The sequence below is a fragment of the Bradyrhizobium sp. Tv2a-2 genome, assembly GCF_000472425.1.
Taxonomy (GTDB): domain Bacteria; phylum Pseudomonadota; class Alphaproteobacteria; order Rhizobiales; family Xanthobacteraceae; genus Bradyrhizobium.
This window is the reverse complement of the sequence record NZ_AXAI01000005.1, coordinates 40,941-65,619: the sequence shown is the minus strand read 5'-3', so window position 1 is coordinate 65,619 and position 24,679 is coordinate 40,941. Positions and strand designations below refer to the sequence as shown.

Annotated in this window: 26 protein-coding genes; 13 read left to right on the top strand and 13 right to left on the bottom strand. The window is 64.3% G+C overall.

Features of this window, described 5'->3' with window-relative positions; all coding sequences use genetic code 11:
• Positions 1–6: 6 nt before the first annotated feature.
• From A3AI_RS0111595 to A3AI_RS0111570, 6 genes are all read right to left on the bottom strand, one after another.
• A complete protein-coding gene (locus A3AI_RS0111595; protein ID WP_024515733.1) occupies positions 7–255 on the bottom strand; it encodes a type II toxin-antitoxin system Phd/YefM family antitoxin in 249 nt (82 codons plus the stop codon).
• Positions 252–545: a type II toxin-antitoxin system RelE/ParE family toxin gene (locus A3AI_RS50215; protein ID WP_024515732.1), complete on the bottom strand. Its 294-nt coding sequence runs from the start codon at positions 543–545 to the stop codon at positions 252–254. The genes A3AI_RS0111595 and A3AI_RS50215 overlap by 4 nt, the downstream gene beginning before the upstream one ends.
• Before the next feature lie 69 nt (positions 546–614).
• Complete coding sequence (locus A3AI_RS0111585) at positions 615–2,300, bottom strand: long-chain fatty acid--CoA ligase (RefSeq protein WP_024515731.1); 1,686 nt, start codon at positions 2,298–2,300, stop codon at positions 615–617.
• Between the two features lie 140 nt (positions 2,301–2,440).
• Positions 2,441–3,844, bottom strand: a complete 1,404-nt coding sequence (locus A3AI_RS0111580) for a serine hydrolase (RefSeq protein WP_051382378.1) — start codon at positions 3,842–3,844, stop codon at positions 2,441–2,443.
• A 280-nt stretch (positions 3,845–4,124) separates the two neighbouring features.
• Positions 4,125–5,978, bottom strand: a complete 1,854-nt coding sequence (locus tag A3AI_RS0111575) for a glucan ABC transporter ATP-binding protein/ permease (RefSeq protein WP_024515729.1) — start codon at positions 5,976–5,978, stop codon at positions 4,125–4,127.
• Between the two features lie 24 nt (positions 5,979–6,002).
• Positions 6,003–7,061, bottom strand: coding sequence for an ABC transporter substrate-binding protein (locus tag A3AI_RS0111570; protein WP_245286871.1), 1,059 nt, complete (start codon positions 7,059–7,061; stop codon positions 6,003–6,005).
• Between the two features lie 354 nt (positions 7,062–7,415).
• Between A3AI_RS0111570 and hisE the strand changes: the two genes are divergently transcribed.
• Together hisE and A3AI_RS0111560 are read left to right on the top strand one after the other, a co-directional pair.
• Positions 7,416–7,820 (top strand): phosphoribosyl-ATP diphosphatase, encoded by a 405-nt coding sequence (hisE, locus tag A3AI_RS0111565; RefSeq protein WP_024515727.1) that lies wholly within the window; start codon positions 7,416–7,418, stop codon positions 7,818–7,820.
• A gap of 167 nt (positions 7,821–7,987) precedes the next feature.
• Entirely contained in the window at positions 7,988–8,569 is a 582-nt protein-coding gene (locus A3AI_RS0111560; protein ID WP_024515726.1) for a YqaA family protein, read from the top strand.
• 53 nt (positions 8,570–8,622) lie between these two features.
• On the opposite strand, the gene A3AI_RS0111555 is transcribed toward A3AI_RS0111560, so the two are convergent.
• On the bottom strand, positions 8,623–8,928 hold the full coding sequence (locus A3AI_RS0111555; RefSeq protein WP_024515725.1) for a hypothetical protein: 306 nt from the start codon (positions 8,926–8,928) through the stop codon (positions 8,623–8,625).
• Positions 8,929–9,040: 112 nt separating this feature from the next.
• Between A3AI_RS0111555 and A3AI_RS0111550 the strand changes: the two genes are divergently transcribed.
• The gene (locus A3AI_RS0111550; RefSeq protein ID WP_024515724.1) at positions 9,041–10,009 is read left to right on the top strand and encodes an NAD(P)H-dependent flavin oxidoreductase; all 969 of its coding nucleotides are present in this window, start codon (positions 9,041–9,043) and stop codon (positions 10,007–10,009) included.
• A 624-nt stretch (positions 10,010–10,633) separates the two neighbouring features.
• Here the strand turns inward: A3AI_RS0111550 and A3AI_RS0111545 are convergent.
• On the bottom strand, positions 10,634–12,247 hold the full coding sequence (locus tag A3AI_RS0111545; protein WP_024515723.1) for an ABC transporter substrate-binding protein: 1,614 nt from the start codon (positions 12,245–12,247) through the stop codon (positions 10,634–10,636).
• Positions 12,248–12,372: 125 nt separating this feature from the next.
• A complete protein-coding gene (locus A3AI_RS45215; protein ID WP_024515722.1) occupies positions 12,373–12,969 on the bottom strand; it encodes a hypothetical protein in 597 nt (198 codons plus the stop codon).
• Positions 12,970–13,053: 84 nt separating this feature from the next.
• On the opposite strand from A3AI_RS45215, the gene A3AI_RS47450 reads away from it, so the two are divergent.
• The 5 genes from A3AI_RS47450 (at position 13,054) to A3AI_RS0111515 (ending at position 16,081) form a co-directional block, all read left to right on the top strand.
• Entirely contained in the window at positions 13,054–13,263 is a 210-nt protein-coding gene (locus tag A3AI_RS47450) for a hypothetical protein (RefSeq protein ID WP_024515721.1), read from the top strand.
• A gap of 194 nt (positions 13,264–13,457) precedes the next feature.
• Positions 13,458–14,150, top strand: coding sequence for a septum site-determining protein MinC (gene minC, locus A3AI_RS0111530; protein ID WP_024515720.1), 693 nt, complete (start codon positions 13,458–13,460; stop codon positions 14,148–14,150).
• A gap of 35 nt (positions 14,151–14,185) precedes the next feature.
• Positions 14,186–15,001: a septum site-determining protein MinD gene (gene minD / locus A3AI_RS0111525; protein WP_024515719.1), complete on the top strand. Its 816-nt coding sequence runs from the start codon at positions 14,186–14,188 to the stop codon at positions 14,999–15,001.
• Positions 14,998–15,264 carry a cell division topological specificity factor MinE gene (gene minE, locus A3AI_RS0111520; protein ID WP_024515718.1) on the top strand — a complete coding sequence of 89 codons (267 nt, stop codon included), beginning with the start codon at positions 14,998–15,000 and terminating at the stop codon, positions 15,262–15,264. Before minD ends, minE begins: the two co-directional genes overlap by 4 nt.
• Before the next feature lie 43 nt (positions 15,265–15,307).
• A complete protein-coding gene (locus A3AI_RS0111515; RefSeq protein ID WP_024515717.1) occupies positions 15,308–16,081 on the top strand; it encodes a thioesterase family protein in 774 nt (257 codons plus the stop codon).
• 21 nt (positions 16,082–16,102) lie between these two features.
• Here the strand turns inward: A3AI_RS0111515 and A3AI_RS0111510 are convergent, their stop codons facing one another.
• A complete protein-coding gene (locus A3AI_RS0111510; protein ID WP_024515716.1) occupies positions 16,103–17,665 on the bottom strand; it encodes an AMP-binding protein in 1,563 nt (520 codons plus the stop codon).
• A gap of 92 nt (positions 17,666–17,757) precedes the next feature.
• Here A3AI_RS0111510 and A3AI_RS0111505 point away from each other — a divergent pair, with 92 nt between their 5' ends.
• The 3 genes from A3AI_RS0111505 to A3AI_RS0111495 all read left to right on the top strand — a co-directional run bounded on the left by A3AI_RS0111505 (position 17,758) and on the right by A3AI_RS0111495 (position 19,881).
• Positions 17,758–18,747 carry an NAD(P)H-dependent flavin oxidoreductase gene (locus tag A3AI_RS0111505; RefSeq protein WP_024515715.1) on the top strand — a complete coding sequence of 330 codons (990 nt, stop codon included), beginning with the start codon at positions 17,758–17,760 and terminating at the stop codon, positions 18,745–18,747.
• Positions 18,748–18,828: 81 nt separating this feature from the next.
• On the top strand, positions 18,829–19,077 hold the full coding sequence (locus A3AI_RS0111500; RefSeq protein ID WP_024515714.1) for a hypothetical protein: 249 nt from the start codon (positions 18,829–18,831) through the stop codon (positions 19,075–19,077).
• Between the two features lie 132 nt (positions 19,078–19,209).
• Positions 19,210–19,881, top strand: a complete 672-nt coding sequence (locus tag A3AI_RS0111495) for a hypothetical protein (protein ID WP_024515713.1) — start codon at positions 19,210–19,212, stop codon at positions 19,879–19,881.
• A 185-nt stretch (positions 19,882–20,066) separates the two neighbouring features.
• Here A3AI_RS0111495 and A3AI_RS0111490 read toward each other — a convergent pair whose 3' ends face one another.
• Positions 20,067–20,309: a hypothetical protein gene (locus A3AI_RS0111490; RefSeq protein ID WP_024515712.1), complete on the bottom strand. Its 243-nt coding sequence runs from the start codon at positions 20,307–20,309 to the stop codon at positions 20,067–20,069.
• Between the two features lie 334 nt (positions 20,310–20,643).
• Here A3AI_RS0111490 and A3AI_RS45210 point away from each other — a divergent pair, with 334 nt between their 5' ends.
• Positions 20,644–20,955, top strand: a complete 312-nt coding sequence (locus A3AI_RS45210; protein ID WP_024515711.1) for a hypothetical protein — start codon at positions 20,644–20,646, stop codon at positions 20,953–20,955.
• 8 nt (positions 20,956–20,963) lie between these two features.
• Here the strand turns inward: A3AI_RS45210 and A3AI_RS0111480 are convergent, their stop codons facing one another.
• Positions 20,964–22,883 carry a sensor histidine kinase gene (locus tag A3AI_RS0111480; protein WP_024515710.1) on the bottom strand — a complete coding sequence of 640 codons (1,920 nt, stop codon included), beginning with the start codon at positions 22,881–22,883 and terminating at the stop codon, positions 20,964–20,966.
• Complete coding sequence (locus A3AI_RS0111475; RefSeq protein WP_024515709.1) at positions 22,880–23,557, bottom strand: response regulator; 678 nt, start codon at positions 23,555–23,557, stop codon at positions 22,880–22,882. The genes A3AI_RS0111480 and A3AI_RS0111475 overlap by 4 nt, the downstream gene beginning before the upstream one ends.
• A gap of 293 nt (positions 23,558–23,850) precedes the next feature.
• Here A3AI_RS0111475 and A3AI_RS42570 point away from each other — a divergent pair, with 293 nt between their 5' ends.
• The gene (locus A3AI_RS42570; RefSeq protein ID WP_024515708.1) at positions 23,851–24,585 is read left to right on the top strand and encodes a hypothetical protein; all 735 of its coding nucleotides are present in this window, start codon (positions 23,851–23,853) and stop codon (positions 24,583–24,585) included.
• Positions 24,586–24,679: the final 94 nt, after the last annotated feature.

Genomic DNA, 24,679 nt, shown 5'->3' with positions numbered 1-24,679 from the left:
CGCGACCTATTCCGTGTCAACGTCCTCCAGCCTGACTCCTTGTCCGGCACGCAGGCTCCCGCGAGCCTGTTCGATGCGACGCAGGAAGCGTGGATCGTGCTCAAGGCGATAGTCGAACCAATCCTCTTCCGATTCGAAGCCAATCAACACGCCAGCCGGTCTGCCGTGCCGAGTGATGATGATTTCCTGTGTCTCGGCTTCCCGAAGGTACCGGGACAGATCATCCTTGATTTCCGAGAGCGGGACTTCCTTCACTCCGGATTTCCGAATTGTACGAGCCATGTTTCGGCCTCCGATTTGGTTACGATCGCGAGGGTCTCGACGGTCGTATCGGCTACGTCATAGAACACCCGAATTTCTCCTACCCGAAGCCTGTATTGCGGGCGGCGCAATCCGCGCAAACGTTTGATTCGACTGCGGCTGACCTTCCTCGGCTCGGACTGCAAATGGGTTTCGAGCGCTGAGCGCAGCGACGCCCGAAGGTTCGCTTTGAGCCGCTTGAAGTCCTCGACGGCTTGGGGTGCCAAGACGATTGCAAAGGGCATTCTGGCTAGAATATAGCTAGAATACCCTGGCGTTAAAAGGTCAAAAGGCGAACCTGGGCGAAAACGACCTTACGCCGCTGCCGCCGTTTTCTCGTCGCGCAACTGCCGGCGCAGGATCTTGCCGACATTGGTCTTGGGCAGCGAGGTCCTGAACTCGATGTGCCTGGGCACCTTGTAGGCGGTCAGCTGATCGCGGCAGAACTTGACGATGTCTTCGGCTGTGAGGTTCGGGTCCTTCTTCACCACGAAGGCCTTCACCGCCTCGCCCGACTTCTCGTCGGGTACGCCGATCACGGCGCATTCCAGCACGCCAGGGTGACTTGCGATCACTTCCTCGATCTCGTTGGGATAGACGTTGAAGCCCGAGACCAGGATCATGTCCTTCTTGCGATCGACGATCTTGATGTAGCCGTCCGCCGCCATCACGCCGATGTCGCCGGTGCGGAAAAAGCCGTCCGCGGTCATCACCTTCGCGGTCTCGTCGGGCCTGTTCCAGTAGCCGACCATCACCTGCGGGCCCTTGGCGCAAATCTCGCCGGCCTCGCCGATCGGCACCTCCTTGCCGTCGTCGTCGCGGATCGAGATCAGGGTCGAGGGCACGGGAATGCCGATCGAGCCGTTGAACTCGGCCATCGTCGCGGGATTGCAAGTCAGTGTCGGCGAGGTCTCCGACAGGCCGTAGCCTTCCGCGATCGAGCAGCCGGTGATCTTCTTCCACTGCTCGGCGACGGGCCGTTGCACCGCCATGCCGCCGCCGTTGGAGATCTTCAGCTTGGAGAAATCGAGCTTGGCGAAGTCGGGGTGGTGCATCAGTCCGTTGTAGAGCGTGTTGACTGCGGGGAAGCTGTTGACCTGATACTTCATCAACTCCTTGATGAAGCCGGCTATGTCGCGCGGGTTCGGAATCAGAAGATTGGCGCCACCGGCGCGCACCGCGAGCAGATAGCAGGCAGTCAGTGCGAAGATGTGATAGAGCGGCAGCGCGCAGACGACCAGTAACTGGTCGACATGCGGCGGGCTCACCAGTGCCGGCTGCAGCCAGGCGTCGTTCTGCAGCACGTTGGCCACGATGTTGCGGTGGAGCAGGGTCGCTCCCTTGGAGACGCCGGTGGTGCCGCCGGTATATTGCAGGAAGGCGACGTCGTCGGGCCCGATCTTCGGCTTGTTGAAGGACAGGCGCTTGCCCGCCGCGAGCGCGTCGTTGAAGGCGACCGCTGACGGCAACGAGAAGGCCGGCACCATCTTCTTCACCCGGCGTACCACCAGGTTGACGATCACGCCCTTGAAGCCGAGCAGGTCGCCCATGCTGGCGACGATGACGTGCTTGACCTCGGTATGCGGCAACACCTGCTCAACGGTGTGGGCGAAGTTCTCCAGTACGACGATCGCCTCGGCGCCGGAGTCCTTGAGCTGATGCTCGAGCTCGCGCGGGGTGTAGAGCGGATTGACGTTGACGACGGCGTAGCCCGCGCGCAGCACCGCGGCGGTCGCGATCGGGTATTGCAGCACGTTCGGCATCATCAGCGCGACGCGTGCGCCCTTGGTCAGTCCCCTGCTCTGCAGGAAGGCTGCCAGCGCCTTCGACATCTCGTCGAGGTCGCGGTAGCTGATCGACTTGTCCATGCAGATGAAGGCCTTGCGAGCTGAGAATTTCGCAAAGCTCTCCTCGAGGAGCGCGACCAGCGAGCCATATTGGCTGATGTCGATATCGGCCGGCACGCCGGCTGGGTATTGCTTTAGCCAGATCCGCTCCATGGCCTCTCCCCTCTACCGAAGCACACGCCCGCCCAAGGCGGGGTGGCTTGTTTTAACGCAGTATTGGGCCATGGGCGCGGCCATGGCAAGCGGGCCAAGTTGCTGCAGCTGCTTTGGATTAACGGCCGCTTTGCCGCACGCTAGCCGGACGGCTTGGCATCCGAGGCGGCCGGCTTGCCGTCCCCCGTCGTAGGCTTCGGCTTTTTGGCGGCGACCGGTTTGGGCTTGACGGGCTTGGCGGTCGTGACATCCGACGCTGTGGCGGCAGGCTTGTCAGCCGATTTTGCGGCAGCGTTCGGCTTGGCATTGGCATGTTTGGCGGCTGCAGGCTTGGTCGCAGCCTTTGGCTCGGATTTGGCGTCGCTCTTCGCTTCGGCCGCCGCGTCCGGTTTCTTTGCCGCAAGACGCGCCTTCTTGCCCCTGGCCTTTGGCGTGTCCTGGCTCGCCGTGTCAGCAGCAACGGCTGCGATCAGCGCGGCTCCCGTCCGCGTCGGCCCGGTGTAGACGACAACAGGTTCATTCGGCTCAGGGGCACCTGCGATCAGCGCCACAGGATTGGCGACCGGCGGCTGCAGGCCCGCAGTGTAGAACATCGGGTTGGTGTCGCCTGCGCCGGTCGATCCAGCCGTACCGTTGCTCGCGACCTCGTCCTCGTCGCTCGCCGGCTTGTGGCGATGGCCGCCGCACATATCGTCGCGCAGGTTCGGTGGAGAGGTGTCGACAGGCGCCAGGTTTTCGACCGTGCCGAGCGAGGGCTTCAGCCAGCCCAGCGAGTTCTGCGCGAAGCCGCGCTCAAGCAGCTGGGCAGCGCGCACCGCGCGCATCTGGCCCGAGGAGGCGCCCAGCACGACGGCGATCAGCCGCCTTCCGTTGTGGGTGGCCGAGCCGACCAGATTGTAACCGGAGGCGCAGATGAAGCCGGTCTTGAAGCCGTCGGCACCAGGGTAACGGCCGATCAGCTTGTTGAAATTCTGCGTGACACGCTTGCCGAAGCGGATCGCGGGAATGTGGACGTAATACTCATATTCGGGGAGGTCGCGCAGGAAGGAGCGCGACAGGATGCCGAGGTCGCGCGCCGAGGTGATCTGGCCATCGGCGGGCAGTCCGTTCGGATTGACATAGCTCGTCTGCGTCATGCCGAGCTTCTGCGCAGTGTCGTTCATCATCGCGGAGAAGCCGTCGATCGAGCCGCCAACGCCCTCGGCGAGCACCACCGCCATGTCGTTGGCAGATTTCACCAGCATCATCTTCAGCGCGTTGTCGACGGTCACCCGCGTGCCCGGCTTGAAGCCCATCTTCGACGGCGATTGCGAGGCCGCCGTCGGCGATACGGTGAACAGCGTATCGAGCGTGATCTTGCCATCCTTGACGGCCTTGAGCGTGACATAGGCGGTCATGATCTTGGTCAGGGACGCGGGGTACCACGGGATGGTCGCGTTCTCGGCCTCCAGCACCTTGCCGGTATCGGCCTCGATCAGAAGATGCGCCTCGGTGGCGCAGGCAACGCGCGGCGCGGCGAACGCCAGCGCGGCGGCGAGCACCATTCCGTTCAGCGCGGCTTTGCGAAGCAGGCCGCGGAACGGCGAAAAAAGATGCGAGGTGCGAAGCAGAGGCACAATCCGGTTCCGGTCCTTTGCGATCCTTCTCTCAAGATCCGCCTGCTCAGGCGAGACAAAGACGGGTCTTGAACGCGAAAGTCTGTTCTCACGCATGTTGTGGCGCCGGCGCGCACGGCAAGTCGAAACCTATACCGGCTCGGCGATCCAGAACAGAGGCTTCCGCCGACTTATTCCTCGGATATCACGGCCGAATTCTGACCGGATATCAAGCCTTGACGATGGAGCTTCCGGCCGACGTCTCGGTGCTTTGGTTCGCGTTCTGGTCGGTGCTTTGTTTCACACTCTCTTGCACCATGAACTGGGCGCGCGCGAGTTCCGTAAAACGGCCGCCTTTTGCCACGAGTTCATCGAAAGTTCCGCTTTCGATCACCCGCCCGCTCTCGAACAAAAGGATTCGCGTCGCGTTTCGGATGGTGGACAGGCGGTGGGCGATCACGAAAGTGGTGCGCCCTCTCATCACTTCGTCGAGCGCCGCGTTCACTTTTGCTTCCGTGACCGCGTCGAGCGCGCTGGTCGCCTCGTCCAGGATCAGGATCGGTGGATCCTTCAACAGCGCGCGTGCGATCGACAGCCGTTGCCGCTCGCCGCCGGACAACAGCCGCCCGCGCTCGCCGACATTGGTGTCGAAACCGTGGCTGCTGCGATCGATGAACTCCAGCGCCTGTGCCCGCGCCGCGGCCTTGCGCATCTCCTCCTCGCTCGCATCCGGCTTGCCGACGCGCAAATTGTCGGCAATCGAGCGGTTGAACAGCAGCGCCTCCTGGAACACCACGCCGATGTTCCGGCGCAGCGCGGCGAGCTTGATCCCGCGCACGTCCATGCCGTCGATCTTGATGAAGCCGGATTGCGGGTCGAAGGCGCGGTGCAACAGCGCAATCGCGGTGGACTTGCCGGCGCCGGTCGGCCCGACCAGCGCGATGGTCTGGCCGGGCAGCGCGGTAAAGGAGAGGTCCTCGACCGCCGGCCGCTTGCCGTCATAGGAGAAGGTCACGTCGCTGAACTCGACCAGCCCCGCAAGCCGTCCGGCCTCGATCGCATCGGGCCGGTCGCGCACCGCGGGCACCGCGTCCAGCACCTGGAAGAATTCCTTCAGCCGCGGCGCCTCCATGAAGATGTTGTTGATGAAGGCGACCACCTGCTCCAGCTTCTGGATCAGGATGGTGGCGAAGGAGACGAACATCACGATCTCGCCGACCGTGGTCAGGCCTCTGGCATGCAGCGCGATGCCGAGTGCAAAGATCGCCAGCACCGTGATGGTGGTGGAAGCCTTGGTGATCACGGTGACCAGCGCCCACCAGGACAGCACCGGCATCTGCGCCTGCAACAGATTGGCGGCGATGAAGCGCAGGCCCTGCACCTCGGCCTCGATCCGCACGAAGCTTTGCACCAGCGCGACATTGCCGATGGCATCGGACGCGCGTGCCGAGAGATCGCTGTAGTGCTCCTCGACCTGGCTCTGCATGCCGTAGGTCTTGCGCACCACGAAGGTGGTGATCAGCGTGAACACGATGCAGAGCACGAACAGCAGGATCGCAAGCCGCCAGTTCACCACCAGCGACAGCGGCAGCAGCACGATCACCGAGAGGATGGCGGCGAAATGCTCGCGGAAGAAGCCGAGCCACAGCCGCCAGAGCGCGTCGGTGCCGTTGAGCATCACCTTCATCAGCCGCCCCGAATGGGTGCCGGAATGGAAGGTGAGGGGAAGCTGCATGATATGCTCGAAATAGTTCGAGAGCACGGCCTGGCGCTGCCGGTGCGCCAGCCGATCCGCATTCAGCGCAACGGCGGCGCCGGTGATGATGGTGAACAGCCCGAACGCGACCCAGGCTCCTAACAGCGGCCAGGCCGAAGAGGCCGGCTTGTCGGACGAGAGCACGTCAACGATGCGACCGAACAGCACCGGCTCGGCGAACTGGGCGCCGGCCAGCACCAGATTGGCGAAGGCGAGAGCGAGACCAAGCCGCGCCTCCTTGCCGAGCAGTTCGAGCACACGAACATAAAGGCGGAACATGCCGACAGGATCCCCAAGCGCCCGCCAGACGGTGGGCAGGAAGCGCATTCTAATCCGGGATCGCGCGCAAGCTCAATTGATCAGGCGCAAGCTTGCCGGCGGCAGGAAGCTGTCATCGAAGATATCGCCGGCTTGCGGCTTTTTGTGAAATCTGAAGTCTTCGCCGATCTGGTCGATCGCGCGAGCAAAGCGCGCCGGATCGATGCCGCCAAGACCGTTGCGCCTGACCTCGCCGGTCAGGATGTTGTCGGCAATCACGGTGCGCAGCCGCTCCAGTTCCAGATCGCGCTGCCCGCCATCCATGCGGGCGACGACCTCGTCGGCCGCGCGTTCGGGCTGCTCGATGGCGAGATGGATGCCGGCGATGACCGCGCGCAAAAAGCCCCTGACGGCCTCAGGCTTTGCCGCCGCGAAGGCTGGATTGACGATGACGGCAAAGCCATAGGCCGCGCAGCCATAATCGGCGTAGCGCAGCACCGCGAGGTCGCCTGCCGGCACGCCGCGGTCGCGCAGATTGACGGCCGACAGATAGGAGAAGCCGGCCACCGCATCGACCTGGCCCGCGGACAGGATCGGCTCGCGCACTGCCGCGCTCATTTTGTAGACCTTCACGCTCGACGCCTTGATGCCGTTTTCATTCGCCAGCGCCGGCCACAGACGGAACGACAGGTCGCTTTCCGCGGCCCCAAGCGTCTTGCCTTGAATATCCGACAGCCCATGGATGCCGCGGCTCTTGCGTGCGACGATGGCATAAGGCGCCTGGTTGAATAGCACGAACACGGCCTTGACCGGCGGGGCATCCGCCTTGTCGCGGAAGCGGACCAGCTCGTTGATGTCGATAAGCGCGAATTCGCTGGCACCGGACGCAACCCGTGCAATCGCCTCCGGCGAGCCGTCCGCAAAGCCGAAATTGACGGCCAGATTCTCCGCCCCGAACAGGCCGCGATTTGCCGCGAGCACGAACGGCGCCATGCCGGCGTCGAGCGGGCGGTCGAAGGCGAGCTGAACCTGGGTGATGCGCCGGTTGTCGGCCGCTCGGCCGCTGCCGGTCCCACCCGACACGAGCATAGCGAGGCTCGCCAGCGCGGCGAGACAGCAGCGAAACAGGCTCGTCCGTCTTCTACGCATCATGTTACGCCAGGAGCGGCTGTGCCAGCGGTTGGGCTGGCCAGGCGATGCAACCGCCACGCCGGCCATTGTGGCGGATCGAATCTGAACGTTTCATGAGCAATTCGCCACGGCGAATTCGGAGTAAGCCGCCCGTCGCAGCGGCCGAAAGCCCATTCTGAGATGACCGTACGAATACGGTGGTCCGTAATCGTACGGTTTCGGCGCGCGGGCGAATCGGCCTAAAAATACAACCGGACATCCGCTCTTGAGCGGCTCCTCCTTGACCTTGATCCGCCGGTCTCCTGCCGGCGGATTTTTTCTTTTAACTCTTTGCGTTAACGCGCTGGCGATGGCTTTCGTCTATCTTCGGTGGTCATGAGCGATTCGATCGAACGACTCTATCAGGCGGTGCTGGCCGCCCGACATCTGGACCCCGCCACGTCGCGCACCGCGCGGCTGTTTCAGCGCGGCCCGGCCAAGATGGCCAAGAAGGTGGCCGAGGAGGCCATCGAGGTTGCGATCGATTCCGTCAACGGGGACGCGGACGCCATGATCCGCGAAAGCGCTGACCTGCTCTATAATCTCGCGGTGCTGTGGGCCGCCGCGGGCGTCCGCCCGGCCGACGTCTGGCGCGAGATGGAGCGGCGCGAGCACCTGCTCGGCATCGCCGAGAAGCTGCCGAAGTCAGCGCTGAAAATGCCGAAGCCCGCCGCCGCCCGCGCTGCCGCCCGGCGGCCCATTGTGGCGTTGGAAGGCCGCAATCTGCGCAAGCGGCACTAGGCCTTGGTCGCCGTCGCCATCGCGCCACGGACCATTCGTTAAGCACGATTCCCGCGCAAACTCGGCCGGTTTGTCGCATGGCAAAATCGGTGTCGGCCTGGTTCCCTCATAAAAATTTGCTCCGTCGCGAGGTGGACAAATCCGTCGCATGGTGGTTCATCGCGGCCATGCTGAAACGGATCTATGACTGGTGTATCGACGCCGCGCACAAGCCGTATGCGCTGTGGATCATGGCGGGCGTGGCGTTCGCGGAAAGCTCGTTCTTCCCGGTGCCGCCGGACGTGATGCTGATCCCGATGTCGCTGGCGCGCCCCAAATCCGCCTGGCTCTATGCAGCGGTCTGCACGGTGGCGTCCGTGCTCGGCGGCATCCTGGGCTACGCCATTGGCGCACTGCTCTATGACTCGCTCGGCCATTGGCTGATCGATGTCTACCATCTCTCGGACAAGGTCGAGGCGTTTCGTGCCGGCTATTCGACCTGGGGCGCGCTGATCATCATCGGCAAGGGGCTGACCCCCATTCCCTACAAGCTCGTCACCATCACCTCGGGCTTTGCCGGCTTCAATGTCTGGCTGTTCATCCTGTGCTCGATCATCGCGCGCGGGATGCGCTTCTTTGTCGCGGCCGTCCTGCTCAACCGCTACGGCGAATGGATCAGGGTCAGGATCGAGAAGAACCTCACGCTGTGGGTAGTGCTGGGCGCCGCCGTGCTCGTCTTCGGGTTCGTCATCGTCTACTGGCTGCTCTGATACCGGCGCGTTGGCGACCGAGTATCGGGCTGAGGCCGAAGTCTCGCACGGTCCTATCGCTGAAGACGCCAGGCGCGCTCTGCCAGTAATTCATTCGGCTGCCAGCGCCGCGCCGGCCGGCAACTGCCGACTAATAAGCGCGGCGCGAGCACCGCGGCGCCGCCGATCAGGATGCCCGGCACCAGGGCCACCTCCAGCAGGGCCGTTGCCGCAACGACAGCCAGTCCCACGGTCACGGCTTGCTTCATCGCGATACCTCCGGCGGAGATCTTCACGTCGGGAACGGCAGTCGCGTTGAGTGTAGGAAAATTGTCGCGAATTCGCTCCGCGGAGAGGCCAATCGTATCGCCGAGCTCCAATCTCCCGGCGCACGCGTTCCCGCAGTTGCTTTCATGGCATGATGTCTGGCATCTTTACAGTGGAAAGCAAACCATCCCGCATCGCGGAATAAGCCAAAGGAAACGTTCGCGCATGTCCATGCCAGCCTTGTTCAAGGGCCGCCTCTCGATCCCCGTGATCGGTGCGCCGCTGTTCATCATCTCCGTGCCCGATCTCGTGATCGCCCAATGCAAGGCTGGCGTGGTCGGCTCGTTTCCAGCGCTCAATGCGCGGCCGCCGGAATTGCTCGACGAATGGCTCCATCGCATCAGGGAGGAGCTTGCCGCCTATGACAAAGCCCATCCCGAGCGGCCTTCGGCGCCGTTCGCGGTGAACCAGATCGTGCACAAGTCGAACAACCGGCTCGATCATGATCTTGCGCTTTGCGAGAAGCACAAGGTGCCGATGATCATCTCCTCGCTCGGCGCGCGGGAGGAGCTCAATCAGGCGGCGCACAACTGGGGCGGCATCGTCTTCCACGACGTGATCAACCAGAAATTCGCTCACAAGGCGATCGAGAAGGGCGCCGACGGCTTGATCCTGGTGGCGGCCGGCGCAGGCGGCCACGCCGGCACCATCTCGCCCTTTGCCTTCGTGGCGGAGACGCGGCAGTGGTTCGATGGTCCGATCGCGCTGTCGGGCGCGATGGGCAACGGCCGCGCCATCCGCGCGGCGCGCATCCTGGGGGCGGATTTCGCCTATATCGGGTCGGCCTTCATTGCGACACAGGAGGCCAACGCCGTAGAGCACTACAAGGAGATGATCACCTCATCCAGCGCCGAGGACATCGTCTATTCGAACCTCTTCACCGGCGTGCACGGCAATTACCTGAAGCCCTCGATCGTCGCCGCCGGCATGGATCCGGAGAGCCTGCCGACCTCCGATTCCTCCAAGATGAGCTTTGGCACCGACGCCTCCGGCGAGCGCGCCAAGCCGAAGGCATGGAAGGAGATCTGGGGCAGTGGCCAGGGTGTCGGCTCGATCGGCAAGGTCGCGCCGGCTGCGGACCTGATTGCACGGTTCAAGAAGGAATACGACGAAGCCAAGGATCAGCCGTTGTAAGAGCAGAGCAGGCAATCGCCTCGTCGAAGTTCACCCTCCCCGTCGACGGTCCGTCGAGGGGAGGGACGCTGGCGTAGGATGCGAGCGGGGCGACAGGCCTGTCCGCGTCGTTGCTGTTTCAAGGGCACGGCTTCCTGCGGGGGGGGGGCGCGCCATGCAGGTGAACAAGCAGCCGTGACACGGCTCAAGAGGATTTTAGTGTTAAGATTGCCGGGTACGTGCGTTGTCCCCTATCGAGACGAAAGGGAGAGAACAACCATGATGACGATCAGACTGGCGATTGCTGCGCTTCTTACCGTTGCGCTGGCGGGTGCGCCCTCTGTTGCGAGTGCAAAGAAGCACAAGCATGTCACGCATCATTATTCGACGGCGCAACCCGGAACTTACGCCAGCTCTGGAATGTCGGCAGCGGCACCCAGAACGACTTTTGGCACGTCCGGATCTCCGATCGGAACTGTCACCGCTCCGTCAGTTGGGTCGTACTATTGGCCCTCGGTAGGCGTAACAAACGCAGTTCCGACCTGGAGCAACACCGGTCCTAGGTGAAGCAACGGCAATCGCCGCGCTTCACGAACGCAGTCGCTGCACCGGACCGAGGGGGACGGACCAGCTCCGCTGGTCGCCCTACTCCAGTTCAATCGGCTGATACTTTCCGTTGTCGTCGATCGAGGTGCCCCAGATCTTGTGCGAGGCCTGGTGTTCGCCCCTGCCGTAATTGAGCGGCGTGCCGAGACCGAGGTCGAGATTGCGCATATTCTCCAGCGTATCGATCAGCCTTTCGGTTTCGAGGGGCCCAGACCGCTTCATGCCCTGGATCAGCACATTGGCTGCAACGTAGCCTTCGAACGAGACATAGTCCGGCGCCTCACCCGGAAAATATTTGGCGAGCGCATTCTTGTATTCCATCACCGCGCTGGAATAGCCGCCGACCGCGGGCACCACCTGGGTGACGATCACTCCGCTCGCAAAGCGCGGGCCGAGCAACATCAATTCATCCGCTAGCTCGGTCGAGCCGACGAAGGAAACGTTGGAGTAGATCATGCCGGGATACAGGTCGCGGGTCTTCTCGATGAACTTGGCCGCGGCACGATAGGTCGCGACCATTACCACGGCCTTGATTGCGGGCTTCTGCACCTTGAGCATATTGACCGCTTCGTCCACGTCCACCGTGTTGCGCTTGTAGTTGAGGCGCAGGATCGCGCCGTCGTTCAGTCCGAGCGCGCGGTAGGCCTTTGCCACCCCGGCAAAGCCGGCATCGCCATAGGCGTCCTGCTGGGCGAACACCGCGATCTGCCGCGGCTGCAGGCGGCGGATCTTGAGCAGATAGCGCACCACCGCATCGGTCTCCTCGGAGTAGGAGGCGCGGAAGTTGAACACATAGCGATCCGGCGGATCGTTGCGCAACAGATTGGCGCCGGTGAAGGCGCCGAAGAACAGCGTGCGGTGCTCAAGTGCGAAGGGCAGCGCCACGGCGGCGGTCGGCGTGCCGACATTGCCGATGAAGCCGAATACCTGCTCCTTGTCGTAGAGCTGCTTCATCGCCTCCAGCGTCCGGGCCGGCTCGTAGCCGTCGTCGGCCGCGATCAGCTTGAGCGTGCGTCCATCCACGCCGCCTGCGTCGTTGGCGCGGTTGAAGGCGGTGTCGATGCCGAGCTTCATCTGCCGGCCGAGCTCGCGCGCTGCGCCGGAGAAGGGCGCGACGATGCCGAACTTGATTTCGCGATCGGTCACGCCGCGGGCGTTGCTGGGAGCCGGCAGCGACAGCGGTGCCATTGGCGCCGTGGCGGCTGCCGCGGGCGTCGGCGCGATGACGCCGGACAGCGACGGTCCGCTGCTGGCGGGTGCGGACGGCTGTCCCGAGAGGGATTGCTCGAGATCGGCAAGCTGGCGCTCGGCCGATTTGCAGTCGACGCGGCCGCCGCTGACCGCGCCGCGGCCGTTGGTGACGTAGCGCTCGAAGGTGCGCGCGAGATCGTCGCGCTCTGCGTCGCTTGACGCGGTTTGCCTGATCACCGCGCGAAACTTGTCGGCGATGGTCTGGATGCGGGCCTGCGCGATCTCGGGACAGGCGAGCGCCGAGCCGATGATCGGCCCGACGCGGCCGGCGAGGTCGCGGACCACGTCGCCGGGCGCAGCCAGTGCGGCGTTGGCGATCAGGATGCCGACGAGCGCCATGGCGACGCCCACAGGACGCCGCCAATGCCGCGTCGAGATGATGCTGGACGCGTGATGAGCCATGGTGATTTCCCCCTTGGGTGTCTGCCGAGACGCGATGAGATTTGGTTGTATCATCATCGCGCTTCAGGTCTTTGATTGAGCATGAGCTTTCCGAAACTCCGCTACACACGTTTCCGGATCATGCTTTAGCGAGCTTGATCTCCTGCATCGCTCTTCTGGCGCCACTGCATGAATTGCTGCAGCAGCTGGTCGGACTGTTCGTGGTTGACGGACTGTTCGTGGTGGACAGTCTGGTCGTGGTTGACGGTCTGGTCGCCGTCGTTGGCGCCGAGCAACGCGCGGAATTGCGCCAGCGCCGGCTTCGTCGCGTCGTCCTGTGCCGGCGATGACGCGGCCGCGAGTGATGCGCCGGAATCGTCGTGCGGAGTGAGCACGACGAGCAGTGTCGCTGCGATGGCGGCTGCTGCGACGGCGGCACCGACGCCGATCCATGCGCGACGCCACAAGCGTCCGTCGGTCATGGGCGGCTCCGGAATGATCTCCGGGTCCATCTGACGCTGCAGCGATTGGAACACGGCATGCTCCAGCTCGGCACTCAGGGATGTCGGCGGCAGCGGTGCGCGGCGGACCAGTTCCGGTTTCGATGACCGGTCGAAGGCCGTCTCGCCCACGGCGGCGCTGACGGTCGAAAGGCGCAGCTCGGCACGCGGGCTGGTCCGACGCGGCGCATAGTGCCGCGGATCCTGTGGATCGATCGGGCTGTCCTCACGTAACACACTCATACGCTACTCCTTCCACATTCACCTGACGCACGCTGACACGCTCCCGGCTTCGCAGGCCGGAAACAGAAAAGGTCGAGCAGCCCTTTGAGAGCGGCTGTCCAGCCGCGCGCGGAAGAATCGGACGTATTGCCCGGCCGGCGGCGCATCGCGCCAATTGCCGGCGGGCTGATCGCGAAGATGATTCGAGATCGCGGCGTCGCCATTCATCACATTGCCCATGCCCTGGCAGATCTTTGGCAAACGCCGAAGCTCACGCGCGGACGTGACGGTCTGCTCGTTTCAACAAAGAAGTGATGGAACAAACCTGCGACCATATTGCGCTCAAATCAGGGCAGAAGCGCGTTGAGTCTTTGTTCACCCTGCGCGTTGTTGGGCATTTCTGCGACCAACTGGGGACATTGTGGGTCGCGGTTTCGGAATTAACCGTCCGTTAACCATGGCGGCCGTTGAGTTTGTCAACCCTTAATACGAACGGTGAGTCGAAACCCATGGACGCTATCGCGGGACCAGTCACTCAGCCGGTTCGCCTGCGCGGCCGCTCCTATCTCGCTTTCGTGCTGACGCCGGTGGTGCCGATCATGGAATGGCTGCACGAGCTCGACGATACGCTGGTGCGCTCGCCCGGCTTTTTCGTCGGCAAGCCGGTCGTGCTCGATCTCTCCGCGGTCGAGCTCAGTCGTGCCGCGATCACGCATCTCATCGTGAGCCTCGACAAGAAGAACATCCGCGTTCTCGGCATCGAGGGCGTGGACGCATCGCTGCTCACCTCGAACATGCCGCCGGCCTTGAGCGGCGGCCGCACTTGCGCGATCGCACTGGCCGAGCCGGAGAAGCCGGAGGTGAAGCCGCCCGTTGCTTCGCTCATGCTCGATATTCCCGTGCGCTCGGGGCAGTCGGTGGTGTTTCCCGACGGCGACGTCACCGTGCTCGGTTCGGTCGGTTCGGGTGCGGAAATCGTTGCCGGTGGCTCCATCCATGTCTACGGGACGCTGCGCGGTCGCGCCATGGCAGGCGTCAACGGCAATCCATCGGCGCGGATCTTTTGCCAGAAGATCGAGGCCGAGCTGCTCGCGATCGACGGCTACTACCAGACCGCTGAAGAATTGGATGCAAGCCTGCGCAATCGGCCCGCGCAGGCGTGGCTTGACGGCCGGATCATGCGGATTACGCCGCTTACTTGAAGCAGAGAGTTCAGAGAGTTCAAAGGAGGTTCATGATGGCCAAAGTGCTCGTGGTGACGTCGGGCAAAGGTGGTGTCGGCAAGACCACGTCCACGGCTGCGATCGGCGCAGCGCTGGCGCAAAGCGGACAGAAGGTCGTGGTGGTGGATTTCGATGTCGGCCTGCGCAACCTCGACCTCGTGATGGGCGCGGAGCGACGGGTGGTCTTCGATCTCATCAACGTGGTGCAGGGCGTGGCCAAACTCAGCCAGGCGCTGATCCGCGACAAGCGGCTGGAAAATCTCTGGCTCTTGCCGGCCTCCCAAACCCGCGACAAGGATGCGCTGACGGAAGAGGGCGTCGCGCGCGTCATCGCCGAGCTCAAGCCGAGCTTCGACTGGGTGGTCTGCGACAGCCCCGCCGGCATCGAGCGCGGCGCGACGCTCGCCATGCGCTTTGCCGACGAGGCCATCATCGTCACCAATCCCGAGGTCTCCTCGGTCCGGGACTCCGACCGCATCATCGGCATGCTGGATTCCAAGACGGTGAGGGCGGAGAATGGCGAGCGCGTCGAAAAGCACATCCTGATCTCGCGCTATGATGCCGGCCGCGCGGCGCGCGGCGAGATGCTCGGCATCGAGGACGTGCTGGAGATCCTGGCAACGCCGCTGCTCGGCATCATCCCGGAGAGCCAGGACATCCTGCGCGCCTCCAATATCGGCTGTCCCGTCACCCTGAACAGCCCGGGCAGCGCCGCGGCGCGTGCCTACATGGACGCGACGAAGCGGCTGTGCGGCGAGACCGTGCCGATGGTGGTGCCGGCCGAGCGCAAGGGGCTTTTCAACAAGCTGCTCGGACGGAGGGCTGCATGAGCTTGCTGCGGTTCTTCTCCAATCGCAATCCCTCCGCGACCGTCGCGCGCGAGCGGCTGCAGATATTGCTCGCCCACGAGCGCAGCACGCTCGGCCAGCCCGATCTTCTGTTGCGGCTGCGTGAAGAAATTCTCGCCGTCGTCTCGCGACATGTTACGCTTGATCCTGACAAGGTCGTGGTCAAGATGGACAGGGGAAAACATGTCTCGACGCTGGAAGTGGATATCGAGCTGCCGAACGAGCCGTTGCGCCGCGCAAGCTGAGTCTGCCGCTCGCATTTCTGTATCCGCGGCCGCGGCCTGATCGATGGACGCCATTTTCCGCGTGGAGGACAATCGTGTCCTCGTCAGTCCCAATGCGGCCGGCCCCTGGGACCCGCGCATGCAGCATGGTGCTGCACCGTCGTCGCTCGCAGTGTGGGCTGCCGAGCGCATCGCCACTCCGAGCGAGATGCGGATCGCGCGCGTGACCATCGATCTGATGCGTCCGGTGCCGCTTGCACCACTCACCTTTGAGACCGAGGTATTGCGTGATGGGCGAAAGATCCAGCTCTGCGCCGTCAGGCTGAAAGCCGACGGCGTCCTGGTGGTGGCCGCGACCGTGCTCAAGGTCAGGACTGTCGCGCTGCCGCTGCCGGGCGATCTCACCGAAGAGAAAGTCGCGCTTCCGGGGCCTGACGAGGCGCCGGAAGACCCGGCCCAATTCTCCAACAGCGCCTTCGTCACCGGCATGTCGCTGCGATCGGCTCGTGGCAAGTTCGGCGTGCCTGGTCCGGGCGCCATCTGGTACCGGGTCGACCGGCGGTTGGTGGAAGGTTTTGCCGTTTCGCAGGCGATGCGCGCCGTCGCCGCCGCCGACTTCGCCAACGGCACCTCGGCCGCGCTGGATTTCCGGCACTGGACCTTTCTCAATGCCGATCTCACCGTCAGCATGGCTCGCGAGCCGGTCGGCGAATGGGTGCTGCTCGACGGCGAATCCTGGATCGGTCCTGACGGCGCGGGCCTGGCAATGATGCGGCTCGCCGATCAGCGCGGCTATTTCGGCCGCGCCGTGCAGAGCCTCGTGATCGAAAAACGGTGAGGGCCTCGCTTCTTCACTTCGCTACCCCACCATCCGATCCCTGCCAGCCCAGAAGCTCGCGCGCAGCACCTTCTTGTCGACCTTGCCGACGCCCGTCATCGGCAATTCGTTGACGAACTTGACCTGCTTGGGCGCATGCGCCGGGCCCTTGCGCGCCTTCACCAGATTGATCAGCTCATCCGGATTTGGCTGTGCGCCCTCGCGCGCGACGACCACCGCGGTGACCGCCTCGCCCCATTTGTCGTCGGGCACTCCGACCACCGCGACCATCGCGACATCGGCATGCTGCGACAGCACGTCCTCGACCTCGCGCGGAAAGATGTTGAAGCCGCCGGAGACGATCATGTCCTTCTTGCGGTCGAGAATGAACATGTAGCCGCGTTCGTCCTTGCGCGCGATGTCGCCGGTGTGCAGCCAGCCGTTCTTCAAGGTCTCGGCGGTGATGTCGGGACGCTTCCAGTATTCGCGCATCACGTGCGGCGCGCGCACGCAGATTTCCCCCGCCGCGCCGGTCTCGACCTCCTGGTCATTGTCGTCGAGGATTTTCACTTCGCAGGCTGCGATCGGGAAGCCGCAGGACAAAAGCAGCTCGGGTCGCTTGGGATCATGATCGGCCTTGCGCAGCACCGAGACCGGATAGCATTCGGTCTGGCCGTAGAGCTGCGAGAACACCGGCCCGATCCGCTCGATGCCTTCGACGAGCCGCGACGGCGACATCGCGGAGGCGCCATAAAGCACGAGCTCAAGCGAGGAGAGGTCCGTGTTGGCAAGTGCCGGATGATCCAGCAGCACATAGATCATGGTCGGCACGAACAGCGTGAAATTGATGCGCTCGCGCTGGATGGTCTGCAGCACGGCTTCGGGATCGAATCCTTTCAGCATGTGCACGGTGCCGCCGCGCATCAAGGTCGGCAGCACTTTCGTTCCTGCGACATGGCTGATTGGAGCGACCGTCAGGTAGCGCGCGGCATCCGGGATTTCGAAGTCGGCGAGAATGGCGGTGGCGAAGCCGCCATATTCGCGGTGGGTGCGCAGCGCGCCCTTGGATTTGCCGGTCGTGCCGCCGGTATAATTCAGCGTGGCGAGATCGTCGGGGCCGGCAAGGCTGCGCGCGGTGGCGTGGCCTGCCTGCTCCAGTCGCTGCAACAGGTCGATGCCATAATCGGTGGGTCCGAGCGTGAACACGGTCTTGACGCCCGCCGCCCGCGCCGCGAGCTCGCCGCCGCGATCGCCGAAGGCGACCGCGTCGATCACCAGCACCTGCGCCTCGGAATCCTCGAGCTGGAACAGCTGGTCCTGAAGCGAGCCGAGCGGATGCAGCCAGGTCAGCGCCAGCCGCGACAATTGGGCAGCGACGCCGGCGCACCAGCTGTCGGCGCGGTTGGCGGTGAGGAAGGCCGCGCGGGTGCCCGGCGGCAGGCCGAGACCAATGAAGACGTTCTGCATGCGCCCGATCAGGTCGGTCGCGCCCTGATAGGTGAGCGAGCCGCCCGGCCAGGCAAACGCCGTCCGCGACGGATAGCGCGCCAGCGTCCGCAGGGTCTGTCCGCAGACCGTTGGAAATGCGTTGAGCGGGTCGCTCATGAAGATCCCTCCTGTGAGGTTTTGTGCCGGCGGTTCGAACGTGCCAGACTTGCCGGCAACGCTAGCATCACGACAGACACCGGGAAACGCCCTTGCCAATCACTGATCCGCTTGCCCGCTTTCGCGATCGCCTCACGCTGCCGTTGATCGCAGCACCCATGTTCCTGGTCTCGGGCGTGGATCTCGTGACGGCGGCCTGCCGTAACGGCGTGATCGGTTCATTTCCGACGGTGAATTGCCGCACGACGGAACAACTCGATGACTGGCTTGCCGAGATCGAAACCCGCTTGCGTCGCCATGAAGACGCGCAGGGCAGGGCGGCGGCGCCGGTCTGCCCGAATCTCATCGTGCATCGCTCCAACACGAGGCTCGCCGACGACCTGCACGCGCTGCTGCGGCACCAAAGCGAGGTCGTCATCACCTCGGTCGGCTCGCCAGCTCCAGTGGTGCAGTCGCTGCATGACGCCGGCTGCCTGGTGCTTGCGGATGTCGCGACCATTCGCCATGCCGAGCGCGCGATCGAGGCCGGCGCCGACGGGCTGGTACTGCTCACCGCCGGTGCGGGCGGCCAGACCGGCTGGCTCAATCCCTTTGCCTTCGTCCGCGCCGTGCGCGGCTTCTTCGACGGACCGATCGTGCTTGCAGGCGGTATCAGCGATGGCCATGCGCTGCGCGCGGCCGAGGCCCTGTCCTGCGATCTCGCCTATATGGGCTCCAAATTCATCGCCACGCGCGAGAGCATGGCGGACGAGCGTTACAAGGCGATGCTGGTGGAATCTTCGGCCGACGACATCCTGCTCACCACGGCCTTCACAGGCCTGCAGACCAACATGCTGAAACCCTCGATCCTGGCCGCGGGCCTCGACCCCGAGGATCTGCCCGCGCGCGGCGCCATCGACATCGGCCAGGACATCGACGTCGCAGCGCGCGAGGCGCGGCCCAAGCGCTGGCGCGACATCTGGAGTGCGGGCCATTCGACCTCGGGTGTGACGGCGGTGCTGCCGGTCGATGAACTCGTGGCGCGGACGGTGGCCGAATATCGTGCAGGCGACGCAAGCCGGCATGGCTTGCGGAAATCGTGAACGCACGCGACCTTAACCTTAACGCGCCATTAACCAGCGCAGTCCGACAATCCCCCTCATCCGGGAAGGGGATTTTCGGGAATGGGACTCGAAACATTTTTCGACAAGACGCCGGCCACGCTCGACGAACTCCGGAACCGCGTTTACTTTGCCCTGCAGCGTCATCCCTTGTGCCGCACTGTGCAGTTCGATGTTGTCTCGACACCGCGCACCGCGCGCGGTGCCAACTGGACGGTGAGCCTGCGCTCGGTCGAGCCGCGCGCGCTGTTCGAGGCCTCCGATATCGTCGCCGACATCCAGGAGGCCTATGAGCTCCAGGCTGCGGCCTGATTTGCCAAATTTTTCAGGTGTTTGTCGCGGCATCGAACCGCCCCTGTCGCAACCATGGCCTGTTTAAGCCTTATTTAACGCTCAGTTTTTCGGCATTTCACGCCGATTACCGATCCCGGGACGGAGAGTTGCGTGACGAAGTCCATCACAATCCTGATGCTGGCCTGCCTCCTTGTCGCGGGGTCGGCCATCGCCAGCATTCTGACCCGTGAAAGCATCCCGGCGGCCGGCGTGGCCGCATCGTTACCCGATCTCAAATCTTCCGTCGTCTCCAACCGTGAGGCCAAGCAGGACAGGCTGGCGGTTGCTGCGCTGCCGGAGACGCCGGCCGAACCCGCGCAGCAAGCCGCCTCCGTCGCGGGCGAGGCGCTGCGCCAGGCCTATGCCTCCACCACCGACGTCGATGTCGAGGCCGCCAAGGCGGTAACGCCTGAGCCCGCCGCCGCGCTTCCGTCACCGCCGAAGCCGAAGGTCGCGAGCCATCCGCAGCCGCAAAAATCCTACGCCTTCCTCTCCGACGTTCAGATCGCCGGCATCAAGGAGCGGCTGCACCTGACCTCTGACCAGGAATATTACTGGCCCGGCATCGAGCAGGCCCTGCGCGGCATCGCGCGCAAGATCCAGGCGGCGCGGCTGTCCAACCCGAACGCCAATGCCGGCTCAATCGATCCGGATTCGGCAGAAGTGCAGCAGTTGAAATCGGCCGCGATGCCGCTCCTGTTCCAGCTGCGCGACGACCAGAAGGAAGAAGTGCGCAAGCTCGCCCGCGTCATCGGGCTGGAGAAGGTTGCGTCGGCGATCTGAGGCTTTCGCCAATCATAGGAATATAGCCCGCATCAGCGACGCGAATGCGGGACAAAACGCAAAACCCGGATACCGCTTATCCGGGGTACGAGAAGATCCAGCATTAAACCAGACCCCGCGCGCCAACCCGCGCTGCTTGCTCTCCGCGGGTTGGCGGCTTCGGCCGTCGTTCTCAGCCCCGGTCCTCAGCCACCGTGGGCTTCGACGACCTCTCGACAAGGCACGGAGAGCTTTGCCTTGTTCTCGGCGAGGCAGGCACGCATCTGCGGCGGGTGGCCGATGAATTGTGAGCAGAGGCTTTCGGCATCTGCGCGGCAGGCCATCTTCTCCTGCATCGACGGAGCAGAAGCCGCCATCGCCTGCGAAGCACCTGCGATCACCAGCGCGAGCGCAAGGAGGCTGGAGGAGCGGTTGATCGACTTGGTCATGACATCACCTTTTCAGATCAGGGGTTGGTGTTGAAAGCGGCCAGAACCTCGTCGAAATGGGCCGCGCTTTCTATGCCATGATCATGGGAGGGCCATCCCATCAGCGTTTTTCGGATGCCCGGACTTCAATAATTATTGTTGTAAGTCAATAAGATAGAGCGCGACAAAAATCTCGCATCAGGCCGCGAAGACCCGCCGAACACGCGCCGGCGGGCGATACCCCCATCTTCATGGGATGTTGGAGCGCAGCGCCCGGGAGCATGTATCGCCGCGTCGGTTGCGAAGGCCGCACGGTCGATCGCGAGAAGCCGAGAACAGATCAAAGGAGAGATACATGTCCAAGTCCAAAACCTTGAGCGCTGCCGTTGCTGCTGTCCTGATGTCGGTTGCCGCAGCCTCGGTGGCTACCACGCCTGCCAATGCGGCGACTGTGTATTGCGCGACGGCCGGTGTGCCGCAGGGCTGCATCGTTCGCGCGACGCCTGCGCCCGTCGTGGTCGCGCCGGCTGCTCGGGTTGCCGCTGCGAGCGTGACGCGTGTCGGCTACGGCTACTATGGTGGTCCGGCTGCGATCCACCATGTCGGCTACACCCGCGTCACCCCCTATGGTGTGCGCCATGTCGGCTACACCCGCGTGTGGCGCTGACACCACCTTCATCCGCTGGCGGCGTCACTCTCTGGGAAGCGGTGAGGCAATGTCAGCCTCACCCGCGTCCCGGCCCCACCGGAGACCACCTCGCAAGTCGCTCCACAGCGCGCGGCACGGGTCTGCATGTTGCGCAGGCCGCGTCCCGCTGTCCGGCCGCTCCCGCCGTCCGATGCGGTCGCAAATCCTTGTCCATCGTCCTCGACGGTGATGCAGCCATAAGGCCCGGATGCATCACGCAGCGTCGCAATATGCACGGTGACCGTCTTTGCGCCGGCATGCTTGACCGCATTGGTCACAGCTTCATCCAGCAGCCGCACGATCTGGATCACGTGAGACGGGCGAAGCTCCGGATGCACGGGCAGGCCCGGCGGCGCGATCTGCCAATCCAGTGCGATCTGGTGCGGGCGCAGTTGCGCCGCGACGCGGTCACGCCATGTGCCCAGCGCCAGCATCAGGTCACCGCCGATATCGTCCATGGAATCGATCACGAGGCGCAGGTCCTTCAGCGCCGCGCGTGCGGCGTCGCCGATTCCGCTGGCGCTCTCGCCACGCTCGGAGAGCGCGACGATGCTGACGAGCTGGCCACCGAGCCCGTCATGCAGATCGCGCATCAGCCGCGTGCGCTCGCGCGCCAGCGCCATTGCGCGCGCCTGTTCCTGCTCGCGGGCAAAGCTTGCGCGCAATTTCTCCTCGGCCTCGCGCAGCTGAATCACCAGGTGCGCGGCAAAGCCGTCGACCCGATTGAGCGCATTGGCAAAGCGCCAGGTCAGCCCCGCGCCGATCGCCACCAGCAGGACCGAGTAGGACAGCCGGCTGAAGAAGATGCGCCGGTCAGGCAGGATCTGCGCGACCATCAGCAGGTCATGCGCCAGACAGATTATCAGAATAGTGACGGCACAGCCGAGCATCAGGCTCGGCACGTCCTGCCTGCGCAGCTCGGACCAGCCGACGACCAGCGCGAGCAGCAGCAGGTTGACGCCGATCGCCGGGATGCCGAGCAACATGAAAGTCGTGCGCAGCGCGAGCGGCGTTCCGAACAGTCCGACCAGCACGACCAGCACGCCGGGTACGAAGATCAGCGTGGCGTAGCGCGGCCATCTGCGAGCAAAGAACAGGATCGCGAAGCCAAGGATGAAGCCGCTCTCTAGCGGGGCTGACGCGATCAGCGTCGCATTCAGCTCAGGATGCCTGGGCTGGTCCACGACCGTCACCAGGAATGTCTGCGCCGCGCCCAGCGCCATTGCACCGGCGAGCATGCCGTAGGCGACCTCGTGACGCCGCACCGCCCACAACACGATTAGGATCAGGGCGAGGATTCCCTGCCATGCCGAGAACACCGTGGGCAGGGTCACGAACCAGAGCGTCCGCTGCTCGAAATAGGGACGGAGCACATCGTCGGGACCGACAAAAAGCCGGTCGAGAAAGCCCGAGATCGGCTCCCAGGCATAGAGCCTGACCACCAGCTCGTTCGTGCCCTCGCGCAACAGCGAGGCCGGGATGACCGCGATCTCCGGCGTATCGCGATCGGGCCGGTTCGCGGAAGGATCGCGTCGGCTGTCCATGATCACGGTGCTGTTGACGATCACCTCGACGCCATTGGTGAAACGCGGCAGATAGACCGACCATGCCTGCTCCGTCTCGCCACGTGTCCAAGTAAAGTTGGCGGTGAACACGGCCGGATCGTTCATTCCCGACCGCGAAGGCACGAAAGCGGGCAGCGTCACCTCACGCGCAGCGCCGCGATCGGACAGCGCGAACGTCGCCACGAGATAGCGTGCCGGCGGCTCGGGCAGCGGGTGGCGCAACGCCAGGATCACGAGGGCGGCGATAACAGCCTGCAGCAGCACGTATTGCACAAGGCGGGAGGCGAATTTGCGCGATCGCGGGCCCTGGCCGCCGCTCGCCGGTTTCGCCTTTTCGGTCACAGCTTGATCAGGCCCTGCTGCACCGCCTCGAACACTGCCTCGCCGCGGGTGTGCACCTCGAGCTTGCGATAGATGCTCTTGATGTGGCCGGGAACGGTCTGTTTAGACATGCCGAGATGGCTCGCGATCTCGGCATAGCTGAAGCCTTTGGCGATGCCCCAGAGGATGTCGATTTCGCGCGGTGTCAGTTTGGTGGTGTTGAGCGGCGGCCCCGGTGGCGGTTCGGCGGCGCTCTGCGTCCTGCGTACGATGAAGCGGGCGATCGAGGCGGAGATCGGCGAGTGCCCGGCGACCAGCTCGCGTACGGTCGCGGCGATGTCGGTCGGAAATGCGTCTTTCAGGATATAGCCAGTTGCGCCAACGGTAATGGCGGAGATCACGCTCTCCTCGTCGCCGAGGATCGAGATCACCATGATCTCGGTGTCGGGCAGTCTGGCCCGCGACTCGCGGATCAGCTCGATGCCATGGCCGTCAGGCAATTGCAGGTCGGTGAGCAACACGCGCGGCTTGCGCCTGTCCAAGCTCGCCCGAGCCTCGGCGAGCGTCATTGCCGCGGCCACATCGAAGCCCGCCTGCTCCAGCGCGTCCTTGAGCCGCCAATTGGTCGGCGGATCGTCCTCGACCAGGAGGATCGAGATGTCGTGCGCAGGAATGTCTTCGGCCGACGACGTCATCGCGTTTCCTGCTCCCGCTGTTTTTCTGGCGCAAGCTTACCCGCGGTGTCATACTTTGCTACCCCCATATTCATGGGAGCTGGGCACGTCGAGCGCTTCTGATGCGATCGATCGCCTCATAACTCGTGCTTGTCAGCGGTCCATCGCGACCGGTTGGTGGTCGCGAGGTGCATCCCAGCTCTCCAGCAGGACGTCCGAGATAGCACCGGTGCTGCGCTGGCAGCGGTTCCGCCCGCGCTGTCCGGAACATCGTGAAAGCTCGAACGTTGCCCGCGAGGAAGAGGAGGCGGATCATGCGCGCTTCGACAGCTTTTCTTGTTGGCGTAGGAACGGTGGGCCTTGCGATCAGCGGAGGCCTCGGCGGCGGGCTCCTGATCGGCAACATGATGAGCACGTCTCCGCCGAAGCACGCGGCTGAAGCGGCGCCGGTCGAGCGATCGAAGTCGTCGCCGCCGCCGATGCCTGCCGCGAGCGCGCTCCCCTACGCCGCGGCGACGCTGGCCTTCACCGATCCGTCGATCGACGGAAGCGCGCAGCAAGCCGATCAGCAGGCGGACAACGCTGCCACGTCGTCGCCTGCGGTGTCAGCCGCGACAGCCGTGCCGGGTGACCTGAAGACAAGGCTTTCGGGTGGCGCGGCAGCCCGGCAGCCGACGCAAGAGGCGCAACAGGCTCCGCCCGCAAAGCAACCCTCCGCGCCGGAAGACGCTTACGCCAAGGCGCGCGACTCCAACCTCAAGCACGCGGCCGACAAGCGCCACGCCGAACGCGCCCAGCGCTGGACCGACCGCCGCCGCCACGACGAGGACCAGAACTCCGACCAGCAGGCGCGGGACGATCGCGACAGCGTGGACGGCCCCTCACGCTATTCCTACACCTATTCCGATCGCCGATATCGCGATGACAGAAGCGGTCGATATCGCGACGCCGAGCGTGGCGACGGCGGTGATGGCGCGCCGCCCCATTACGTCGACGAGGCGCCCCGCTTCGATGTCCCGCGCCTCCGGCCGTTCGGGCCGGACGACTGATCTGGCCTGACGATTGGTTCTTGTTGCGCACGCAGCCGAGCCGATGAAGATAAAGCCGAATGGGGGCTTGATGACCCGCGTGCCCGCTCGGTAG

What these genes read in the sequence shown, in the direction of transcription:
- A3AI_RS50215 (WP_024515732.1), bottom strand. Translation starts at nt 545, where the DNA reads ATGCCCTTTGCAATCGTCTTGGCACCCCAAGCCGTCGAGGACTTCAAG.
- A3AI_RS0111585 (WP_024515731.1), bottom strand. Translation starts at nt 2,300, where the DNA reads ATGGAGCGGATCTGGCTAAAGCAATACCCAGCCGGCGTGCCGGCCGAT.
- A3AI_RS0111580 (WP_051382378.1), bottom strand. Translation starts at nt 3,844, where the DNA reads ATGGTGCTCGCCGCCGCGCTGGCGTTCGCCGCGCCGCGCGTTGCCTGC.
- A3AI_RS0111575 (WP_024515729.1), bottom strand. Translation starts at nt 5,978, where the DNA reads ATGCGCTTCCTGCCCACCGTCTGGCGGGCGCTTGGGGATCCTGTCGGC.
- A3AI_RS0111570 (WP_245286871.1), bottom strand. Translation starts at nt 7,061, where the DNA reads ATGATGCGTAGAAGACGGACGAGCCTGTTTCGCTGCTGTCTCGCCGCG.
- hisE (WP_024515727.1), top strand. Translation starts at nt 7,416, where the DNA reads ATGAGCGATTCGATCGAACGACTCTATCAGGCGGTGCTGGCCGCCCGA.
- A3AI_RS0111560 (WP_024515726.1), top strand. Translation starts at nt 7,988, where the DNA reads ATGCTGAAACGGATCTATGACTGGTGTATCGACGCCGCGCACAAGCCG.
- A3AI_RS0111550 (WP_024515724.1), top strand. Translation starts at nt 9,041, where the DNA reads ATGTCCATGCCAGCCTTGTTCAAGGGCCGCCTCTCGATCCCCGTGATC.
- A3AI_RS0111545 (WP_024515723.1), bottom strand. Translation starts at nt 12,247, where the DNA reads ATGGCTCATCACGCGTCCAGCATCATCTCGACGCGGCATTGGCGGCGT.
- A3AI_RS45215 (WP_024515722.1), bottom strand. Translation starts at nt 12,969, where the DNA reads ATGAGTGTGTTACGTGAGGACAGCCCGATCGATCCACAGGATCCGCGG.
- minC (WP_024515720.1), top strand. Translation starts at nt 13,458, where the DNA reads ATGGACGCTATCGCGGGACCAGTCACTCAGCCGGTTCGCCTGCGCGGC.
- minD (WP_024515719.1), top strand. Translation starts at nt 14,186, where the DNA reads ATGGCCAAAGTGCTCGTGGTGACGTCGGGCAAAGGTGGTGTCGGCAAG.
- minE (WP_024515718.1), top strand. Translation starts at nt 14,998, where the DNA reads ATGAGCTTGCTGCGGTTCTTCTCCAATCGCAATCCCTCCGCGACCGTC.
- A3AI_RS0111515 (WP_024515717.1), top strand. Translation starts at nt 15,308, where the DNA reads ATGGACGCCATTTTCCGCGTGGAGGACAATCGTGTCCTCGTCAGTCCC.
- A3AI_RS0111510 (WP_024515716.1), bottom strand. Translation starts at nt 17,665, where the DNA reads ATGAGCGACCCGCTCAACGCATTTCCAACGGTCTGCGGACAGACCCTG.
- A3AI_RS0111500 (WP_024515714.1), top strand. Translation starts at nt 18,829, where the DNA reads ATGGGACTCGAAACATTTTTCGACAAGACGCCGGCCACGCTCGACGAA.
- A3AI_RS0111490 (WP_024515712.1), bottom strand. Translation starts at nt 20,309, where the DNA reads ATGACCAAGTCGATCAACCGCTCCTCCAGCCTCCTTGCGCTCGCGCTG.
- A3AI_RS45210 (WP_024515711.1), top strand. Translation starts at nt 20,644, where the DNA reads ATGTCCAAGTCCAAAACCTTGAGCGCTGCCGTTGCTGCTGTCCTGATG.
- A3AI_RS0111475 (WP_024515709.1), bottom strand. Translation starts at nt 23,557, where the DNA reads ATGACGTCGTCGGCCGAAGACATTCCTGCGCACGACATCTCGATCCTC.
- A3AI_RS42570 (WP_024515708.1), top strand. Translation starts at nt 23,851, where the DNA reads ATGCGCGCTTCGACAGCTTTTCTTGTTGGCGTAGGAACGGTGGGCCTT.